This window comes from Microcoleus sp. A003_D6, assembly GCF_036702825.1.
In the GTDB taxonomy this organism is placed as follows: Bacteria; Cyanobacteriota; Cyanobacteriia; order Cyanobacteriales; family Microcoleaceae; genus Microcoleus.
This window is the reverse complement of record NZ_JAUBWA010000051.1, coordinates 1-19837: the sequence shown is the minus strand read 5'-3', so window position 1 is coordinate 19837 and position 19837 is coordinate 1. Positions and strand designations below refer to the sequence as shown.

The 19837-nt window shown below is 48.5% G+C and carries 11 protein-coding genes and 1 pseudogene; 6 read left to right on the top strand and 6 right to left on the bottom strand.

The annotated features are described in order from the left end of the window. The first annotated feature begins 210 nt into the window (after window positions 1-210). Together QUB70_RS15830 and QUB70_RS15825 are read left to right on the top strand one after the other, a co-directional pair. Entirely contained in the window at window positions 211-1302 is a 1092-nt protein-coding gene (locus QUB70_RS15830; protein ID WP_332981756.1) for a hypothetical protein, read from the top strand. Between the two features lie 233 nt (window positions 1303-1535). Continuing rightward, entirely contained in the window at window positions 1536-3275 is a 1740-nt protein-coding gene (locus tag QUB70_RS15825; RefSeq protein ID WP_332981754.1) for a DUF3352 domain-containing protein, read from the top strand. Between the two features lie 132 nt (window positions 3276-3407). Here QUB70_RS15825 and QUB70_RS15820 read toward each other — a convergent pair. Further along, window positions 3408-4081, bottom strand: a pseudogene (locus QUB70_RS15820) (transposase); the annotation flags it as partial. Window positions 4082-4317: 236 nt separating this feature from the next. Here QUB70_RS15820 and QUB70_RS15815 point away from each other — a divergent pair. Beyond that, complete coding sequence (locus tag QUB70_RS15815) at window positions 4318-6057, top strand: ABC transporter ATP-binding protein (protein WP_332981752.1); 1740 nt, start codon at window positions 4318-4320, stop codon at window positions 6055-6057. A gap of 399 nt (window positions 6058-6456) precedes the next feature. On the opposite strand, the gene QUB70_RS15810 is transcribed toward QUB70_RS15815, so the two are convergent. Continuing rightward, window positions 6457-7635, bottom strand: coding sequence for a type II asparaginase (locus tag QUB70_RS15810; protein WP_332981751.1), 1179 nt, complete (start codon window positions 7633-7635; stop codon window positions 6457-6459). A gap of 293 nt (window positions 7636-7928) precedes the next feature. Here QUB70_RS15810 and QUB70_RS15805 point away from each other — a divergent pair, with 293 nt between their 5' ends. From QUB70_RS15805 to QUB70_RS15795, 3 genes are all read left to right on the top strand, one after another. Beyond that, on the top strand, window positions 7929-8402 hold the full coding sequence (locus QUB70_RS15805) for an ISAzo13-like element transposase-related protein (protein ID WP_332981749.1): 474 nt from the start codon (window positions 7929-7931) through the stop codon (window positions 8400-8402). A gap of 314 nt (window positions 8403-8716) precedes the next feature. Then, a complete protein-coding gene (locus tag QUB70_RS15800) occupies window positions 8717-9061 on the top strand; it encodes an ISAzo13-like element transposase-related protein (RefSeq protein WP_332981748.1) in 345 nt (114 codons plus the stop codon). Further along, the gene (locus QUB70_RS15795) at window positions 9036-9347 is read left to right on the top strand and encodes an ISAzo13-like element transposase-related protein (protein ID WP_332981747.1); all 312 of its coding nucleotides are present in this window, start codon (window positions 9036-9038) and stop codon (window positions 9345-9347) included. The genes QUB70_RS15800 and QUB70_RS15795 overlap by 26 nt, the downstream gene beginning before the upstream one ends. A 130-nt stretch (window positions 9348-9477) precedes the next feature. Here QUB70_RS15795 and QUB70_RS15790 read toward each other — a convergent pair whose 3' ends face one another. The 4 genes from QUB70_RS15790 to QUB70_RS15775 form a co-directional block, all read right to left on the bottom strand. Next, complete coding sequence (locus QUB70_RS15790) at window positions 9478-14793, bottom strand: hybrid sensor histidine kinase/response regulator (protein ID WP_332981746.1); 5316 nt, start codon at window positions 14791-14793, stop codon at window positions 9478-9480. A gap of 51 nt (window positions 14794-14844) precedes the next feature. Next, window positions 14845-15663: an HNH endonuclease gene (locus QUB70_RS15785; RefSeq protein WP_332981745.1), complete on the bottom strand. Its 819-nt coding sequence runs from the start codon at window positions 15661-15663 to the stop codon at window positions 14845-14847. A gap of 141 nt (window positions 15664-15804) precedes the next feature. Then, complete coding sequence (locus tag QUB70_RS15780; RefSeq protein ID WP_332981742.1) at window positions 15805-18897, bottom strand: methyl-accepting chemotaxis protein; 3093 nt, start codon at window positions 18895-18897, stop codon at window positions 15805-15807. Window positions 18898-19040: 143 nt separating this feature from the next. Continuing rightward, complete coding sequence (locus QUB70_RS15775; RefSeq protein ID WP_332981787.1) at window positions 19041-19574, bottom strand: chemotaxis protein CheW; 534 nt, start codon at window positions 19572-19574, stop codon at window positions 19041-19043. Window positions 19575-19837: the final 263 nt, after the last annotated feature.

Sequence of the window (19837 nt, the reverse complement as noted above, 5' to 3'; positions counted from 1 at the left end):
ACGGATTTAATAAATCGATATTGAGGTTTGATAGAAGATTTTCCCCCTCTCCCCCTCTCCCCATCTCCCCATCTCCCCATCTCCCCCTCTCCCCATCTCCCCATCTCCCCATCTCCCCCTCTCCCCCTCTCCCCCTCTCCCATCACAGCCATTGACCAAAAAATCAAATCTGCTTGTATAATCAGAATAGTATGCAGCGCAGAAACCATTATGGACGAGATCGAGTACGCCAAACTCTATCAGGAACTGGCGGCAATTCTGGATGAGTTTAATTTAGGTTGGGTAGTTCAACAAGTAGCCGATACTGTAGAGATAGGCAAAGTAATAGAAGAGCGATCGCTCAAAAGAAAAACACCCCTGCTCAAGATAGAAGATTATACCGCAAAAGAACAACTTTTGCTGTTAATTGATGCTGTCGAGCAAGCGACTGTGAACACTTCCGAAATGGAAGACGAAATTGCTTATTTCTTAAAAGTAGAATCAGAAACCTCTCCCCTCGGCACAAAAATTACCTTTGCCAATTCAGGTGCAGAAACTGCCAAAACAATTGAGTTTACCTCCAGCGTCACAGCCCCCCGCCACAAACAGGCGATCGCCCTCAAGCCATTGCTCGAAAAACTGCCCTCCGGGCCGAGCAACTACGCCATCAATTCCGAAATTAAAAGCAAATTAAAAAGCTCGATCGATCCCGAGTTTAACACAGCGGCAGAACAAGCCAGAATTTTTGACACTTACCTCTTCACCATCCTGCTAAAAGCAGTTGCTAATGAAGGCGGTACTATTTATTACAACAATGTTTTAGACGACGAAACACCGAAATATTTAACATTTAGAAAAACAGCGGGAAAAATTCACGGAACTGCACATCCATACACTCATGCTGTGGTGGAATTTCCCGACAAGCCAGCCCTGGAAGTTCACCTAGGAGTAAAAGTCCAAGGTAGAGCCGGAGTTCTGCACAACTGCAACGTTTTAATTTTGTACCAAAAAGAAGCGAATATCTGTCGCTTGCTCAACCGCGAACCCCGGCACTCGCAGGTAATTTTAGCAGTAAAATCTCAGCACTGCACCTCGGAACTCAAACTAGAAATGGCCGGTGCTTTTATCGGATTAGCGTCAGATATTCGTTACGAAGGCGGCAGCTATTTCATTTCTAACAGTTACTCCCAACCCGTAGCAAAACTGCTAACTACCGCGCGCAAAAAATGGGAACTCAACATTTTTCCGAGAGCCACAAACGATGTTCACCGGCTGATGTACTCATTTCAAACTATCTTTAAAGACTTTAAGGCTAGGAACTGATTCAATTAAGATAAGACGGCGGTTGAAACCGCATCTACACAAACGATGTCCGCCTCCGCGGACTGAAGATAAGAAGGTGATTTTAAGGCTTTGCCTTCAACCCGCGGAGGCGGGTTTCGTTTGTATAGACGCGGTTTCAACCGCCCGGTCTTCTTTTTCCCTTTACTTCAAATTCTGCTACATTAGGCAAGGAAATCATCTATCATATTGCGAGCACCCGAACCTTACGAATAATGTTTAAGAAAGATAAATCTTCCCTGCTGTTTACGATCGGAGCCGCCACACTTCTGATCGGTTTAGGCTTTCTCACCTACTCGATCGTCATTTCCCGCGACTCCGCCAAAGATTTGCCGGCGGGAGCAACCGTTGTCCCGCAAGATACGATGATGGCCCTATCCATCACCACCGATGAATCGCAGTGGAATAAACTGCGAGGATTTGGCACGCCCGAGTCAAAAGCTTCGTTTGAAAGGTTTTTAAGCGAATTGCGCGATCGCCTCCTGACAAGCAACGGTTACGCCTACGCGCAAGACATTCAACCCTGGGTGGGGAATACGGCAATGGTGGCCTTTCTGCGAAACAAAATAGCCATACCAGTCCCCCCGCCCGCACCCAACGCGCCCCCGCCTCCGCCAATTCAACAGTCAGTAGCAATTATCCTGCCAATTGCCAACCCGATCAAAGCCAAAGAATTATTAGCAAAACCCAGAGCCCTCAACCAAGGAAAAATGGTTGAGCGCAATTATAAAGGGGTGCAAGTTACAGAAACTCAAGGTATGCCCGATCGCAATTTCTCAGTCGCGGTACTCGGTACAAACTATCTAGCAGTCACCACAGATCCCACCGCCACAGATCGCATAATCGACACCTACAAAGGGGAACCATCCCTCGCCAAAACCCCCGGCTATGCAGACGCCGTACAACAAATAAAAAATTCCCCAGCCTTCGCTCAAATCTACGTCAATATCCCCGTTGCAGCAGCCTTTACAGCCGCCAACTCAGCCCGCGAAATTTCGCCGGAAAGCCTCGAAAAACTGCAACAAAATCAGGGATTTGCCACCACAGCGACGCTGGATGCAGAAGGAATTGAATTCAAATCAATCTCTTGGCTAAAACCAGATTCTACCAGAAGGATAGCAGTAGAAAACAACGCTCTAAAAATGGTTAACCGCCTGCCAAACAATACAATAATGATGGTATCCGGCGGCAACTTGCAGCGTTTGTGGCAAGACTACGTATTGGGGGCCGAGGCAAACCCGATTTCGCCGATTAATCCCCAAGTTTTGCGTGCAGGTTTAAAATCCACTACTGGCATGGATTTAGATAAAGACTTCATCAACTGGATGGCGGGAGAATTTTCTCTATCATTAATACCAGCCGCCGCCCAGAATCCGAAAGACAAATTTGCTGCTGGATTTGTATTTATGGTGGAAACAAACAACCGCAGCGCAGCCAACAAATCCCTCAAACAGCTTGATGAAACGATGAAAACTAAAGGGTTTAGAGTTGAGGAAATTCAAGTCGGCGGCAAACCTGCGATTAAATGGACATCGCCGTTTGGAGGGATTACGGTAACTCGCGGCTGGATGAACGATGTAGCGTTTATCACAGTAGGAGCTCCGGTGGTTGATGCGATCGTTCCGGCACCGAAAAGTCCGCTTTTAAGCAGCGAACTGTTCCAGAAAACTGTACGATCGCAACTTAAACCCCACAACGGCAATTTCTTCATCGACACCGAGAGTGCGTTTAACCCGAAAAACCTAGCTTTACCAGAGTTTCCTCCCAACCAAAAAATCTGGATAGACGCCACGCGGTCGATCGGCGTTACAGCGGCCGTCATTGGCGATCGTAGCACCCGCTACGACGCTTTTGTCGGTCTCAAAAAATCCGACCAATCCACTCCTTCACCCAATCCCTCACCGAGCCCTGCTTCACCGAGCCCCTCGCCCACCGTCAAAATTTCTCCAAATTAACTCTTAAATCATTGAACAAATCCGCCCTAACACCCCCCTTAAACAGCAACAGGGCGATCGATTAAAATCGAAAAGCAGCCGATCGAAACCGACAATAGAGGATTTGACTGAAAGAGGGAAATTGAGCCGGATTTAAGTAGGGCTTGCTGAATAAGTAAGAAAACAACCTTCAGAAGGATGAATTAACTCCTGAGCAAGTAGAAGAGATAAGTTTTGATTAAACAATTCTTTGTACATATAACATGAGCTAATCAACCCAGCCGGAAAATAGGAAAAATGGTGTTTATTCTGAAATAGACACAAAAAAATCCTCAAAACCTGCCGCAGCAGGGCGGAAAGATTCATCACCAAAAAAGTGATTGCTATGGCTGTTTCAGAAGTATTAGAAAGTTTAGTCATCACTCTACCGAGGCTAAATCTTCTTTTACTTTCTCCAAATTTTCCTTCAATTGAGTTCCGAATCCTCTCATCTAATTGAGCTTGCTTCTTAGTTGACTTACTAATGTTTTTCGGTGGTCTTCCCAAAGGAGGGCCACTCATTCTAATTCGTCTTTCTTTACACCAAGCTCGATTCTCCCGATTTCGATAAATTCGATCTACATGAATTGATTCACCGATAGCATCCTGTAAATATGCATAAATTCTTCGACCTGCCTTTTTAAGTCTACAGATTCGTTAAAATTATCCCAACTAATTCGGTCTAAAAATACGTAGCCGTTGCGACAACTTGCTGATAGTTTTGCCCCAAATTCAACGGATTTCCCGGCTTTCCCCCTGACGATTGGACGGATATGTGGTTGTGTTAGACGTTAGACTCAAGCGTCAAGCGTCTGCTTCTTCGTAGGCAATAGCCTAATGTAGTAGTAGTATAGGTTCAATTATTTCCCATTCTGAGTCCCTTAGACTGCTACAGTAAGGCATGGTTGATGGTTTGTGCTTTTACGGTAACGTTACCACAAGACCGTAAAAGATGATGTCAAATAGACTCTATACTCAAACAAAAGCCGATCGAAACCTACTGGAGCACAATTCAGATAAGTCAATGCGTATTCTCTGGAATTACCTAAAGCCCTATCAATGGCTTGCCGTTCTATCGTTATTACTAGCCGGTATCAGCCAGGTTCTAGCACTGGTAGACCCGATTATTTTTGGGAAAATCATTGACGATTACGCCACCCAACGGGGAACCAAAACGGATGCAGAGCTAGTCTCTGGAGTGCTGGTGCTATTAGCGATCGCAGTCGCAGTTGCAGTATTGTCACGACTCACCAAAGCTATACAAGAATACATGACCCGGCTGGTAGTGCAAAAATTTGGCACGCAGATATTTAACGACGGGTTGCGACAAACACTAAGGCTTACCTATCAGGAATTTGAAAACCAGCAAAGCGGTGAAACGCTAGCCCTTTTGTTAAAGGTTCGCAGTGACACAGAACGCTTTATAAATTCGTTTATTAATACCCTATTTTCGTCAATCGTCGGAGTGGGTTTTCTGGTTTGGTATGCTGTGACCAAACATTGGGCACTGGTGCCCGTATTTGTAGTTGGCGTGTTGGGTTTAGGGGGATTAACCGGACTTTTGAGCCAAAAAATAAAAGGACAACAACGCTCAATTATGCGCGAAACTTCTAAAAGCTCTGGGTTTATTACCGAGTCGCTGCATAACATTGAGCTGATCAAAAGTTTGGGGCTAACTTTCCCAGAGATTCGGCGTTTACAAGCACAAACCGTCCAAATCTTTGCCCTGGAAATGGAGAAAGTCAAACAAATCCGGCTCTTATCGTTTTTGCAGGGAACGACGCTTAGCTTGCTAAAACTATCCATTTTATTCACACTACTGTGGCTCATTTTTCGAGATGTGTTGAGCACAGGCGAGTTAATTGCCATGCAATTTATTTCTGTTTCTATTTTTGCGCCGCTGCAAGAACTGGGCAACATTATTCTGACCTATCGTGAAGCCGAAGCATCGTTGCAGCACTTCGATCAACTGATGCAAAAACCGATTGAACGCCGACCTGAATCACCCATCGAGATTGGACAGGTGAATCGTTTGAGCTTCTCAAACGTTGTCTTTCGACATCAGGGAGCCTCTCAAAATTCTCTGGATGGGATTTCTTTTGCGGCAAATCTGGGGGATACAATCGCCTTTGTTGGGCCTTCAGGGTCGGGTAAATCAACATTGGTAAAATTGCTAGTGGGCTTATATCAACCTAGTACCGGAGAAGTATTTTACAACGACATTTCCACCAAAGATATTCGGTACAACCAGGTACGGCGACAAATTGGATTCGTCACCCAGTCCACCCATTTATTTGCAGGCACAATTAAGGAAAACCTGCAATTTGTCCAACCTGATGCTACCCATGCAGAAATTATTGCAGCACTCAAACAAGCATCCTGTGACAATTTACTCGCCCAATCGGAACAAGGTATAAATACAATAATTGGTGAAAGCGGTGTCAAATTATCGGGCGGTGAAAGGCAGCGGATTTCCATTGCCCGCGCCTTGATTCGTCAACCACGGCTGTTGATTTTCGATGAGGCAACATCTGCATTAGATTCTCTGACCGAAGAGCAGATTACTGAAACAATTAAAGAAATTTCAGCCCTGAAAGAGCAAATTACAATCTTGATTGCCCATCGATTGTCTACGATTATGCACGCCGATCCGATTTTTGTTTTGGAAAAAGGTCGAATCGTGGAGAGTGGAAACCATGATGAACTGGTGACTCAGAAGGGGCTTTACTACGCCATGTGGCGACAGCAAATCGGAGAACGCTAACCGGAATGTCATTAATCAAGTTTGACTGTTGATTCAGCTCAGAGATGTCAACTTGACTGTACAACCAATTCAGCTTTTGTTAAAAACGCTAAAAAATAGCTAATTTTTGTATCAGCTAAAATCAGTCATTTGCTGTAGAAAGTCAGTCATTTGCTGTACAAAATCAGAGTACAGGCAGTTGCAGGAAATACGCTATACCTGTTTTTCTACTGCAAATGCCTGGTTAATGTCAATTTACTGCTTCTTCATGTCAACTTACTGCTGTTGAGTGCCAAAAGTATTTTTACTTATTGAGGCAGGTTAGAGCTGTTCTTTGTTAGCAACCAGCAATGGTTTTGCGATTACAAACTTTTATTTACTAGCAGTCCGATCGCAGTTAGAATGTAAATTGGTACGAGCCTAATAGGTGAAAAACATCTCTTGGAGTTTTTGCGGGTCGCTTGTTACCGTCAAACCCAGCATTAAGAGAATGCGAGCTTTTTGAGGAGTTAAATTATCCGCAACAATAAAACCGTTTTCATCATCTTTCTCTTCCCCGTTTCGCACCACTCGCCCCGAACCCGTGCGCGAACTCCGCGCAATAACGATCCCTTTTTTGCTGGCCGCGATCGCTGCGGGCTCCAACTGCACGGAAATACTACCATCCCCGACCCCGGCATAGACAATGCCTTTTGCACCGTCGGCGATCGCAGCATCGAGCATGGCGGGGCGGTTGTTGCCGTACCCGTAGATAATATCAACTTGGGGCAGTGCGGCGAGCGTACTGACTTCAAAGGGAGTTGTTACCGTATGCTTGCGAATCGGCATTCTGTAGAAGTAGGGTTTGCCCAACTCAACATAGCCTAAATAACCCACGTCGGGGGCCTGAAAAGTATTGAGGCTAGTGGTGTTCGTTTTCGTTACTTCCCGTGCCGCCGAAATTTGGTCGTTGAGGCTGACGAACACGCCTTTACCTGCTGATTCTGGACTGCCAGCGATCGCCACTGCGTTATATAAATTTAGAGGCCCGTCGGCGCTGATAGCCGTAGCCGGTCGCATGGCTCCCACCACCACCACAGGCTTTTTGCTCTTGATAACTAGGTTGAGAAAATAGGCAGTCTCTTCGAGCGTATCTGTGCCGTGGGTGATGACAACACCGTTTACGTCAGGTTGAGCCAAAACTTCGTTGACGCGCTTGGCAATTTTCAGCAAGCCTTCGTTGGTTATATTTTCGCTGGCAATTTGCAGCACCTGCTCGCCCGTAACGTTGGCGATATTTTTCAGCTCTGGTACGGCTGTTATCAAGCTTTCAACGGGCAGTTTTGCCGCCTGATACCCTGCGGTTGTAGTAGAAGTTGCGCCTGTTCCGGCGATCGTTCCCCCTGTCGCCAAAAGTACAATATTGGGTAAGCTGGGGTTCGGCAACCGAGGCGGTGCTGCGGGTGCAGGAGACTGAGCTATAGTTGGGGCAAGTGGCGCGCTCGTCAGGGCTTGAGGGGCTGACTGCGATCGAGAGTTGGCGATCGCGGGTACGATCGTCAGACAACCGAGGGTCAGCACTGCCAACAAAGCAGAAATGAAAAGCTTTTTCTCTATCATAAATACCCTAAAAATGCTTGAGTCTCTGGAATGACAAAGCAAGGATAGCCCGTTCGCTTGTATGACTCGGTATTCTTAGGTACTTTATCGCCCGCGTCCTACTTGCTCCGTGCTAAAGGGTTTGAGCGTTATGTTAGAAATGAAAATTTAATAACCTCAGCGATGTATAATAAGTAAATGAGTGAATATGAATAGGTTCATGTTTGGGTATGGATGTCAAATATTATACCTACTTGGTTCTGCTTGTGTCGCCCGTGATTTGTTGATTTGAATCATTGATTCTAACTTAATTTATGTATTACTCTGACGAAATTACTGCTTTAATGCTCCAACATCATCAGTCTTTATCTGAAAAAGACAAAAGAAGATATGCAGCGATAGAAGCCGTAAAACTTGGTCGCGGTGGAATCATTTACATAGCCCGAATTTTGGGAGTAGACAGGAATACAATAGCCAAGGGAATTAAAGAGTTAAAAAATAAATCAGAACCCACCTTGAATCAACAAAGAATTCGCCGACCTGGGGGAGGAAGAAAAACTAGGGATTCTCAGATAGCTGATTTAAATGAGCGTTTTTTAGAAGTCTTAAAAAACCACACAGCCGGAGATCCAATGTCCGAAAAAATTAAATGGACAAATTTGACTCATCAACAAATAGTTGAAGGCCTAAAGGCTCAGGAAACAATAGTCAGCACAACAGTCGTCAAAAAACTGTTAAAAAAGAATGGATATGTGAAACGTAAAGCTCAAAAACAACAAACAACCTGAGTCACAAAAAATCGGAATGAACAATTTGAGAATCTTGCTAATTACCGCCCAGGATGAGTTACAGGGAAATCCGATTGTTAGTATGGACACCAAAAAGAAGGAATTTATTGGAAATCTCTATCGAGCAGGCAGTCTATATAGGGCTTACTGAAAAAGTCCACAAATCGAATCTAGGTGCCAAACAGCTTGAAGAATGGGAGATTCGGAGATGGGTTCCCAAATTTACTCCACAATTTTCCACCGAAATCCAAGGATTTTGAGCCGACAAACGTCATAACGAAAGCACTTTTTTGTGTTTAAAAATCTTGAAACCCTTGGCAGTCATAGCTTCTAGTTCTATTCAGCAAGCCCTGTATACTACCGAAGTTGTTACGACATTTGACCATAATTTTTGGAGTCTAGCTGAGGGAAAAGTAGTGCCTCATGGAATTTACGATCTGCAATATAACCGAGGATATTTAAACCTGGGAATCAGCAAAGACACGAGTGAATTTGCTTGTGAATCGATTAAATTATGGTGGGTTAATTACGGAAAATTTATCTACCCTCAAGCCGATTCAATTTTAATAAAATGCGATGGAGGTGGCAGTAATAATTCTAATCATCACTTTAAATCAGATTTACAAAAGTTAGTTGACGAAGCTCCGAATAGAAATTAGAATCGCACACTATCCTCCCTATACATCGAAATATAATCCGATCGAACATCGTTTGTTTCCTCACGTAACTAGAGCCTGTCAAGGAGTAATTTTTACCAGTCTTGAGTTCGTGAAAAAACTCATGGCAAAAACGCATACTAAAACCGGGCTTTCTGTCGTAGTAAATGTGATTGATAAAGTTTATGAAACTGGTCGAAAAGTAGCTAATGGATTTAAAGAAACAATGAAAATTATTTTTGATGAATATCTACCAAAATGGAATTATCGTGCAGTGCCGACTATTTAACAAACGCTAAAGTTATTAAATTTTCATTCCTAAATTTTCATTCCTTAATTCGCGATCCTTAATTAACCGGATATGATACAAGTCCTGCGATCGCGATCGCAGGACTCATATTTTTTCAAACCTCAACCACTTACACCGCAGCCGGAGCACCAACAACCTCACCTTTCAACATCCGAGAAGCAGCATCGAGCAATTGCTCCTCCAAATAAGGCTTAGTGAAATAGCCCTTCGCGCCCAAACCGTAAGCCATTTGGCGGTGTCTGTCAGCACCGCGAGAAGTTAGCATCGCGATCGGCAATTCACACAAAACCGCATCCTTCTGCATCCGAGAAAGCAGCTCCAAACCGTCCATTCTCGGCATCTCAATATCGCAGAACACGATATCGCAAGGCAGACCCGATTTCATCTTTTCCCAAGCTTCCTTACCGTCGCGAGCCTCTTCAACCCGGTAGCCAGACTTCTCAAAAGTAATCGAAAGCAGCGATCGCACCGTAATCGAATCATCCACAATCAGCACAGTCGGCTCAGTCTTCTCAATTTCCGCCTCCTTAGTGGCTCTCTCGCTCTCATCCCACAGCGTACCGCCAGCTTCCTTCTGCAACCTTCCCGTAGCCAAATCGATCAGTTCCAGAACATCCGCAATCGCCACGATCCGGCCGTCCCCGAGCACCGTAGCACCCGCAATCCCGATCGGCTTCGGCACCGGCCCCTCCAACTGCTTGATCACGATTTCCTGTTCCGTCGAAACCTGATCCACCTGCACCGCCAAGAAATTGCCAGCAGACCGCAGCACGATCACCGAAATCATGTCATCGTCAGTATTAAACCCGTAAACGCTGCCCCGGCCCAAATGGCGGTTGTAAGCCAGCAAATCCCGCAGCGGCCGGAACGGCAAAATCGAACCCCGCCACTCAATGCAGGGCAAACCGTCAGCCCCCGTCGTCACCTGATCGCGAGGCACGTCGATCATGTCCTCCACCCCGTCCATCGGGAAAGCAATGCGAGCCCGATCGCTAATGCAAGTCAGAGCCTTAGAAATGCTCAACACCAGAGGCAAACGGATCGTAAACACAGTCCCCTTGCCGATCGTCGAATCAATCCCCACATTCCCCCGAATCTCCTGCAAGGAAGTCCGCACCACATCCATACCAACCCCGCGGCCGGCGTATTCAGTCGCCTGTTCCTGAGTGCTGAAACCGGGCATAAACAGCAAATCGTAAACTTCCGATCGCGACATCCTCTGAGCCTGAGCCGCCGTCAACAAACCCTGCTTAATCGCCTTCGCCTTCACCTTTTGCGGGTCAATTCCGGCTCCGTCGTCAGAAACCGAAATCACCGTCTGGTTCCCTTGGTGGAAAGCCCGAATCGTAATCCTGCCCACCGCAGGCTTCCCGGCCGCCAGACGCACATCCGGCGGTTCGATCCCGTGAGTAATCGCATTGTTCACCAAATGAGTCATCGGGTCATAAAGCTGATCCACAATCATCTTGTCGATCAAAATATCCTTACCCTCAACCTGCAACTGAGCCTGCTTCCCGCACTTAATCGCAATTTCCCGCACCGCCCGGAACAGCCTGTCCGTCGTCTCCGCAAACGGCTTCATCCGGGCGCGAGTCAAACCTTCTTGCAGTTGAGTCGTGACTTGCCGCAGTTGGCGAGTCACCTGATCCGCCTCATCCACCAAAAACTCAATATCCGCCGCCGACTCCCGCACCCGCACGATCAGCTCGATAATCTCCTGAGCCAAACTGTGGAAAGGAGTAAACCTGTCCATTTCCTCCGGTCTCCAAGCACTTTCCCGGTTGTGAGCCGATTCCTCAGAGCGCCAGCCCGATCGGTGTCCCTGGCGGTTTGCCAGCAAAGCAATCTCCAAAAGACTCCGCTCGTAGAAATCCTGAGTCCGCTGGCTGACATCGCTCAGCAGCGTCACCTGGTGCAGCAAATTGTCCAAAAACTGCCGCATCCGTTCTTGGTCTTGTTCTAAGCTGTTGCGGTTCACCACCAGTTCCCCCATCAAATTGCTGAGGTTATCTAGCTGCTTCACCGGCACCCGCATCGTCTGGTCGCCGAACCCGCCCGCGCGGGCATTCCGCCTCGATCTGTTGATCCCAGACGCCCCGATATTTGCTTCCCCCTGTGAGCGGCCGCCGTCCTTTGAATCTTCCAGCAGTTTTTCCAAATCGCCAAAGTCGTCGTCGTTCCGATCGGCAGCAGCGGGCGGAGCTTTACTGGCAGTTGTCGCCCGTAGCCCGTTAATTTCCGGTATAGTTGCGCTCTCGCTGAGGAGCTCTTCGAGATCCGAGAAAACTTCCGTATTTACCGGACTCTGATTTGTTGCCCCAGAGCCTGCTATTGTAGCCCCAGCGCCCCCTGCAATTAACATCGCTTCTAAATCGTCAAAATTGCCTTCTGCATCCTCATCACCCGATTCGATACCGCCAAAAAAGTCCGCCAGCGACTCATCTTCCAACTCCGAAGAATCGACCGAGACCGGCCGGTCGTCCGCGTCCCAAAAGCCCGTCGTCAGTTCCGAAGTCACCACAGCCCCAGCATCGCTCGAATCCAACAAATCATCAAAACTCATCGAAATCGCGCTGTTGAGAGTCGCCCCAGTTTCCAGAGCTGCAAGCATTTCAGCATCGCCCTCAAAAATACTGTCGAGAGATTCAGCAGACAGCGCCTCTAAATTTCCAGCAGAAAAATCCGTTTCCAGCGCTTCAAACAAATCATCATCACCCTCGGACTCCCCAACAATCTCTGTTTCAGGTCGATCGAGCAAATCCGCACCTCCCGCGTCCAACAAACCCTCGGGAAGTTTTGCCGACAACTCCTCCAAATCAAGCGCCTCGCCCTCATCCCCCGCTCCTCGGGCATCCGCCGGCAGCACCAGCCCTTCGCCAAACATATCCTCCAACAAATCGAAAGCGCCGCCATCAAACTCGACACTGGAAATTTCCGACTCAGGAGGGCCCGACAATGCCCCAAGTTCAACCCCTGCCAAATTTGCCAAGCCTTCGTCGGAAAAAGCGGACGACGGCGATCCCGAGAAAAAACTCGCCAACTCGCCCTCATCGGGTTCCACACCCGCACTCGGCAATTCTGAATCCCCATCTAAATTCAGCCAATCCTGATGGACTTTCCCCGAAGCTTCCCCGTCATACTCAGTACCCGTAGGTACAGAACCGAACAGCTCAGCCAAATCCGCCGCCTCTCGGGAAGTAGCAGCCAATTGCCGATCGCGCACAGTCTCCTCATCCCCAGAAATCGGACCCGAGGTGATATCCCCAAACAGCGCATCTAAATCCATATCCTCCAGCTCCAGGTTTGCCGGTGGCACTGACTCATCTTCCATGCCGAAAGCATCTTCTAGCCAATTTTCATTTGCAGAGATATCTAAATCAGAATTTGGTGTCATGTTAAAAACGCTGCCAATTTCCTCGTTTTGTGTGCTGCCAGCAGCTTCGGGTCGATCGCCCCCGCTCTCCCCACCTTCGCCTTCTGAGGAAAGGAAATCAGAAGAAATGCCCAACAACTCGCTCAAATCCGAGTCCTCGCCAAGCTCAGAAAGAAACTCGAAATCATCTATTTCGGCTTCAGCGAGCGCCTCGGCATCCCCTAAATCATTGCCGCCGCCTGCCGCCGGCTTGTTCGATTTTGCGTCGAAAGCGTCAGGGTTGAGAGAATACTCGGAAGAGACTTTCGGCAAATCCGTTGCCTCAGCTTCGTCTAAATTGCCGAACAAGTCATCCAAATCACCACTGTCCGTAACAACAGCAGAAGTTTGGGCCGCAACGGAGTCCAAAAGCGTACCCAGGGCATCTTCCTCAGCTTGCCCCAGGGCAAGGCCGACAGTGCCGTCTCGCCGCTCCAAACCGCCCCTGCCGTTAGCCGTTTTAAGCTGTTTGCGAGTTAGTGGCTGCTTCAAACCCGCATTTTCCTGACCTAGCACCACCGCCGAACCCTCTGGCTCGCTTCCAAACAGCAAATCCTCCCCAAACAAACTCGTGAGGTCGTCAATCGGAGGCACCGCGTTCGTTTCCGAATTTTCCCCACCGTATTCGTCAAACAACAAATCAGTAAAATCGCCGGAATTGTCATCATCGTCTGACTCCAGCATTCCCTCCGCCAGCATCCTAGAAGACTGCGCATAGTCGAGGTTTTCTTCTTCTTCCCAAGCGCCGTCGAGATCCGGGGATTCCCCATCAAACAAGTCAGCTAAAGTGTTGAGTTCTGCCACGCCCACTTCCGGGCCGGTGCGGGTCGAGCGCCCCGAAGCACCCGTCTCCAGATCCGATTCTCCGAACCCTGTGGAATCGTCGAACTGGGGCGATCGACCTGCGCTGTAATCGTTGCTCTCGCTACTGTCGAATTGGTCGAACAGCTCGTCTATGCTCAGCCCAGAAATATTCGGCAGCAACTTGTTCAATCCATCCCGGGAATCGCCAGAGTCCGCCAGATCCCAGGCCGCATCCTCAACAGAAACCAAATTTTTCCCCGACGTACCCGGTTGAGCGAATTCCAGCAAATCTTCAAAATCCGTTTCTGGAACCGGAACCGCCGGCAGCAGCGCCAGAAGTTTTGGGCTCGGCGCGATCGACGCTTCTCGACCCGAAAGTACCAGTTCTTGCGCTTGTTTGATGTCTCTTATGATTACTGGGGCTAAGGTGCGGTAGGTATTTTCTGGGTTGGCGATCGTCTTTTCTACAGCTTCAATCAATTCTATCCAGCGGGGCAGTTCAAATTCCTCCCCCGCCAAAGCCAAATTCCGACAAATGTTCTTGAGCTGCCGCCTGCTTTCTGGCCCCTCGGGCTGTTTGAACTCTTGCAGCAGTTCCCGCATCCTCGCCGGCACGTCCGAGTCAAATACTAATTGCAGCACGCTTTCTTCTGTTGCTCTTGCATTTGCGTAAACTGACTCCGACTCTGCAAAACTCCTCGATGAGCCAAACGCGCCGACTCCCATCCCTGCCAGAACTTGTTGGGCTACTGGCACCAGCCTGGTCTCGTCTGCGTCGTGTCCTCCGGGTCCGACGAGTCCCCCCAAGTGCCCGTTGAGTTCTTCAAATACCGGTTCCAATTCTCGAACCATCTGTTCTCCCAATTCCTCTGTCAGCCCAAAAGGCCCCGACAGTTGCTCTAACAGCCCTTGCAATGTGTCAAAAATTCGCAGGAACAGGGACTCTAGCTGTTGGTCTACTTTAACGCTGCACTCTTTTAAAACTTTAAAACTATCTTCTAGTCGGTGGGCTGTTTGCTGAATGCTGGTCAGCCCCAGCATTGCTGCTCCTCCTTTGACGGAGTGAGCGGCCCTAAATACTTCGTTGACCAGTTCGGGGTCTTCGATCGTGCTTTGCAGGTTCAGCAAGCCTTGTTCGATCGTATTGAGGTGGTCTTTTGCCTCCTCAATAAAGTAGCCCATGATCCTCTGTTGTTGCTCCGGCAGCATAGTTTTATTCCTGATTTTAATCGTTATTGTATTGGGTCTATGTTAGTAGTTTTAGAGAAGGTCTTTGTATATCTCGCTCCTTGCCAAGAGAATAATCTGACTGCGAGATATGGCAAATGTCCTGGCTATTTTTCTTTTCGATATGCCCTCACCTAAAAGATAGCGAATCTCCCGCACTTGTTCGGGTTTGAGTTTGCGGTTTGGACCTATCTTACCGGGAACGAAAGGAAAGCGGTTCTTATCTATAGCATCGCGGGAGTTATCTGCGGGAGTTCCTTCCCACAAATGGTCTGGATTGACACAACCGCGATCGTCGCAACTGTGACACGCAAAATAACCGGGTTTAACAGGCCGTCCCAGTTTGTGTTCCAGTACAAGTCTGTGGGGATAGAAGCTTTGATTTTTACCGTTAATTTTGATAGTTTTAACCGAGTAACCATCACTTCTTTTAGCCAAGATACAAATCATGCAGCCATTCGGCTGTATTTCGGCCCTAATACCGGGAATTATTTCTACGCCTCGCAGTTGTTTTTGAGGTTTAGGAGCGGATGTACTTCCTATATCTTTAATTCGTCCTTTTCTAAACCTATCTTGAGAATTTTCTAGTCGAGAACCTTCCCATAAATGGTTGGGATTAATGCAGTTACGGACATCGCAAGTATGACAAGAAAAGTATTCTGGTCTAATCGGACGACCTAAGATATTTTCTAATACTAAACGGTGAACATTAAATGTTTTCCATTCACCGTTAATCCTCAGTCTTTTGTTGGCATAGCCACTGCTAGATTTGGCTAGAGTAGAGATGATACAGCCCGTAGACTGAATCTCCCCAAATATACCAGGAATAACCTCTACTATGTTATCGTTCATCTGTACAACTCCTAGTTTTTTTAGGTGCTGGATTGGCATCCCCGCAGTTGTTTCAAGACTGCGAGGTTGCTTTTTGTTCGCCATCATTGCCACACTAACGTGTTTATAAATCAGCAAGTAAAAAAAGCATTAAACAATCAATTATTGTCTTTCTGCTGTTTCTACTCGGAATCTTTCCACCGATGTCAAAAGGTCGCGAGCAACACCTACTAAATTTTGCAAAGCACCCGAAACTCGCTGCGCTTCTTGGGACGTTTCCTGAGCAGTTAGCTCCACGGCCTGCATCACCGAAGCGACCGAGCGAGCTGTTTCATTCTGTTCTACAGTGTCCGCCGTAATCGATCGCACCAGCACGTCAATTCGATTAGTAACTTGAATGATATCTTCAAGCGATCGCTTCGCCTGTTCTGCCAATCTTGTCCCCTCAATAACCTGCTGCGTCCCTTCTTCCATCGCCGTCATTACCGCGCCGGTTTCGCTTTGAATTTGCATCACGATCTGTTCGATTTCTTTCAAAGACTTAGCCGATCGATCTGCCAACTGTCGCACCTCATCCGCCACGATCGCAAAACCCCTGCCCGCTTCCCCAGCTCTCGCCGCCTCAATACTGGCGTTGAGAGCCAACAAATTCGTCCGCGAGGCAATAGTAGCAATAAGAGCCACAATCTTAGAAATTTCTTGAGAAGCTTCTGCCAACCTCTTGACTTTTCGCGTAGTTTCTGCTACAGTTTCTCGAATTTCCAAAATCCCGGCCACCGTCCGCTCCACAGCCTCGCCCCCTCTCAGAGCCGTTGCCGCCGCGCCCCGAGCCACTTCTTCCGCCTCTCTAGCGCTCTCTGCGACCCGCTGAATCGCATCGGTGAGGACTTGCACCGAATTCAGCGTCGCCGCCAGTTCCTCAGCTTGTCGCAGCGCGTCGGAAGACAAATCGCCCGCAAACTTGGCACTATCCGTAGCACCTTTGCTGACCTCCCGAGCCGCCTGCTTCACCTGATGGACGATTTCGCGCAGGTTTTGAATTGTCAAGTTAAACGAGTCAGCAACAGCGCCCAAAACGTCTGCCGTCACTTCCGCAGTCACAGTCAAATCACCCCGAGCCGCACCTTCCACGTCATCTAACAAGCGAATCACTTGGCGCTGCAAATCTTCTTTTGCCTGTTCCTGCTCGTCAGACTTGCGCCTGGTATCGCTAATCGTGGTTTGGATCACCTTCGCCATGTGGTTGAATTTAGCAGCCATTTTACCAAATTCATCTTCCGAGTAAATCGTAGCGCGAGCGTCCAAAGTTCCTTGAGATACGGCATCGAACTGAGCTTGCAAATTGTCCGACGACTTGCGCACCTGCTTGGCGATCAACTGGCCGATGCCCCAAGAAGTTAAAAAGCTCGTAACACCTGCGGCTGCGGTCATTACCCAGCCTGTTTGGCGCAGGTAAACGATCGCCTCCGGCTTGTCTTGCCGCAGAGCTTGATAAGAGGCAATGTTAGTGACGAAAGCCACAGCTACCAGAGAAACCAGTCCGGCCCCGATTGCCGTGTACAACTGTTTTGTAAACAAAGGGGCATTTTCCAAAAAAGCCAGTCCCCCCTGTTCTACAGTGAGCGAAGTATCGAGCGCTTCTGTTTCAGTCGAACTAAAAGTCGCCACCGAGGCATCAGCCGGGCCGGAAATGCTAAATATCTCGTCATCCCGAATTGCCGAGCCGTCGCTGTTGTCAAAATCCAGGCTGCTGCCGGTCGTACCCATCATGCCGCTGGTCGAGTTGCCAAAATTGGTGTTACCTCTAGTGAGGTTCGAAGTGCTGGCATCTTCTGAGATGTCAAAGTCCGGCAAATTGCCCAAATCGTCAAAATCGTCAAATTCGTCTAAAAAGTCGCTGTGTTCTTGAGCGTTCCCAGTTTTTGACGACCATTCGCTGCTATTATTGCCCGCATCCCCGAAAGCTGTCGCTTGCTCGTTTTCGTCGAGAGAGAAAGAATCGTTGAAAGCGTCGTCATCAAAAGCGTCTAACTCGAAGCTGTCTGCCGAACCAAATGCCGGGGGTTTCGAGTCGCCGTAACCGTTGCTGTTGGCGGAGGATCGATCGACCGAATTAAATTGTCCCCGGCTCGACCTTGACGAGTGAGAGTTGGGGACAGCACCTCCCATCAACAGCGTTTCGTCTTCCGCCAGCGAATAGTTTGACGAGTAGTCCGACCCGCCGGTATTCGGCTGGTTTTGAGGTCGAGAAGACCCGAAACCCGACGAGGGCATTGCCTCGGCAAAGGGGTCTTCTTCTTGTGCCGGAGGTGCGTTATGACCGTGATTTTGGTCGCTCAGAGGCGGGGCTTGGTAGTCGTAGTCGGAGTTCCCGTCGATTTCGTCTGGCAAGTCGAGCGCCGCAAAAGGATCGCCAAAAAAATTGTCGGACGCGGGAGTGGGCGAGTCGAGTTCGTTCGAGTCGAAGGAATTCCCGGTTTCTCCTCCGGCAAAACTTTGACCGTTGAGCATCTGAGTCGGAGCTTCTGAAAACACATCTCCTGAGTAAGATGCCCTTGAACCAGACACTTGCCCGCTAGACAAGTCAGCAGCATCAAACCCTCCGTCATCTAAGGCAAAAGGGTCTCCAAAGTCGGAGCCGGAAAACTCGTCCGCCTCTAGCGGATCGGACGCCTCAGCATAAGCTGCCATCCCACCGCTGTCGCTAGCAAAGGGGTTAGAAGGCGAGGTTAAATCTTCTCCAGATCCGGCCGAGTCGTCTTCTGGTTCCCACGGATAGCCGCTCATGCCCAAGTCGGCCAAGTCCAAGTTTTCCAGGTCGTCTGGCGATGGATTCTCATAGGACAGGGATGGGGAATTTCCTTGAAAAAGTCCCAAATCCGGCTCTTCTAACCCTTCATCGAGAGATAAGTCTGGGTAGAATTCCAATTCAGTTTCAGCAGACAAAGCCTCGAAACTTTCCCCTTGCAGTTCTCCTGATAAAAATTTGTCTGTGTAGGTAATTCCGCTGTGAGCGTGTTCGACCAAACTCGGGTCGTCACTGAGCCCTAGCACAACCGTGTACTGTTCCCGTGCCACCTCGTACTGTTGCAGTCCGTAGCAGTAGATGTGTCCGCACAGCAGGCGAGCGCTGGGGTCTTCGGGAAAATCTTCTACTAATTGATAAACTAGGGTCGCAGCTTCTGAATAGTTGCCATCCGTGTAGGCCACTTCTGCCCGTTGGTAGTCCTGCTGAAAGTTCGTACCTGTTGCCATTTGCCGCCCTCTTTTGATTTTAGATTTTAGATTTTAGATTTTAGATTTTTATCTTGAATGTTTTAGATGCGCGCCTCAAGTCGTGTGACTGTTGATGGTTAGACCCCAATCGAAAATCGCAAATCGCAAATCTCAAATCGATTTCACGCTGCCCACCGCGCTGAGCGCAGAATTTTCACTTGATCTAGCAGTCGGAGCACTTTCGGATCTGGTGCACCTAACATCCATTCTCCCCTCAGAAATGGAATCATGCCGTCTGGTGCATTGTTCTGGGAGTGCAGTTGCTCTACGTCGAGCCAGTCCATCCCCACTATTCGATCGACTGCCAGCCCTAAAATCGTGTCTTGGTCTTCCACAGCCACGATCGGGATTTCGGGTCTGTCTGTGTTCATAGGTGTTTGGTCTCCCAGAAATTGACCGAGGTCTGCCACCCAAATCACTCGTCCTCTCATGTTTAGCGTACCTAAAAGCAAAGAGGAAACGTTGGGGATCGGTGTCATGCGGTCTGGGGACGGGGATAGTACCTCTCTAATCCCTGTCGCCGGCAGTGCAAACTCGTTCCCCGAAGGAACGTAGAACCGCAGGTGCAGCTCGCCTTCGGGAGTTTCTAGTTCTTGGAATTCTGGAGCATGATCTACGCCTTGTCCTGGTAATATAAAGTCTGGGCTGCCGCTAATCATAATTCTGACACCTGCATTTCTAGCAAATTGTTGAGGTTTCCCGCCAAGAAGAGCCAGATCGAAACTTCGACGGTCAAAACTTGACAAAGCCAAGCTTGACACAGCCAAGGGGTGAATGGCGCGACTGCCAAGGATTGCTTGGCAATAGATGTGCTCCTTGAAATACTCACCGACCTGAAGGTGCGGTGATTCTTGACGCTTCATAGGGTTCGGCTACCGAAGTAGTCTGACAAATCCTCTGCGCCCGTTTAAAGTCGTGG

Excerpts from the sequence above, each read along its gene's own strand:
- QUB70_RS15830 (WP_332981756.1), top strand. The coding sequence starts at position 211 with ATGGACGAGATCGAGTACGCCAAACTCTATCAGGAACTGGCGGCAATT.
- QUB70_RS15825 (WP_332981754.1), top strand. The coding sequence starts at position 1,536 with ATGTTTAAGAAAGATAAATCTTCCCTGCTGTTTACGATCGGAGCCGCC.
- QUB70_RS15815 (WP_332981752.1), top strand. The coding sequence starts at position 4,318 with ATGCGTATTCTCTGGAATTACCTAAAGCCCTATCAATGGCTTGCCGTT.
- QUB70_RS15810 (WP_332981751.1), bottom strand. The coding sequence starts at position 7,635 with ATGATAGAGAAAAAGCTTTTCATTTCTGCTTTGTTGGCAGTGCTGACC.
- QUB70_RS15805 (WP_332981749.1), top strand. The coding sequence starts at position 7,929 with ATGTATTACTCTGACGAAATTACTGCTTTAATGCTCCAACATCATCAG.
- QUB70_RS15790 (WP_332981746.1), bottom strand. The coding sequence starts at position 14,793 with ATGCTGCCGGAGCAACAACAGAGGATCATGGGCTACTTTATTGAGGAG.
- QUB70_RS15785 (WP_332981745.1), bottom strand. The coding sequence starts at position 15,663 with ATGAACGATAACATAGTAGAGGTTATTCCTGGTATATTTGGGGAGATT.
- QUB70_RS15780 (WP_332981742.1), bottom strand. The coding sequence starts at position 18,897 with ATGGCAACAGGTACGAACTTTCAGCAGGACTACCAACGGGCAGAAGTG.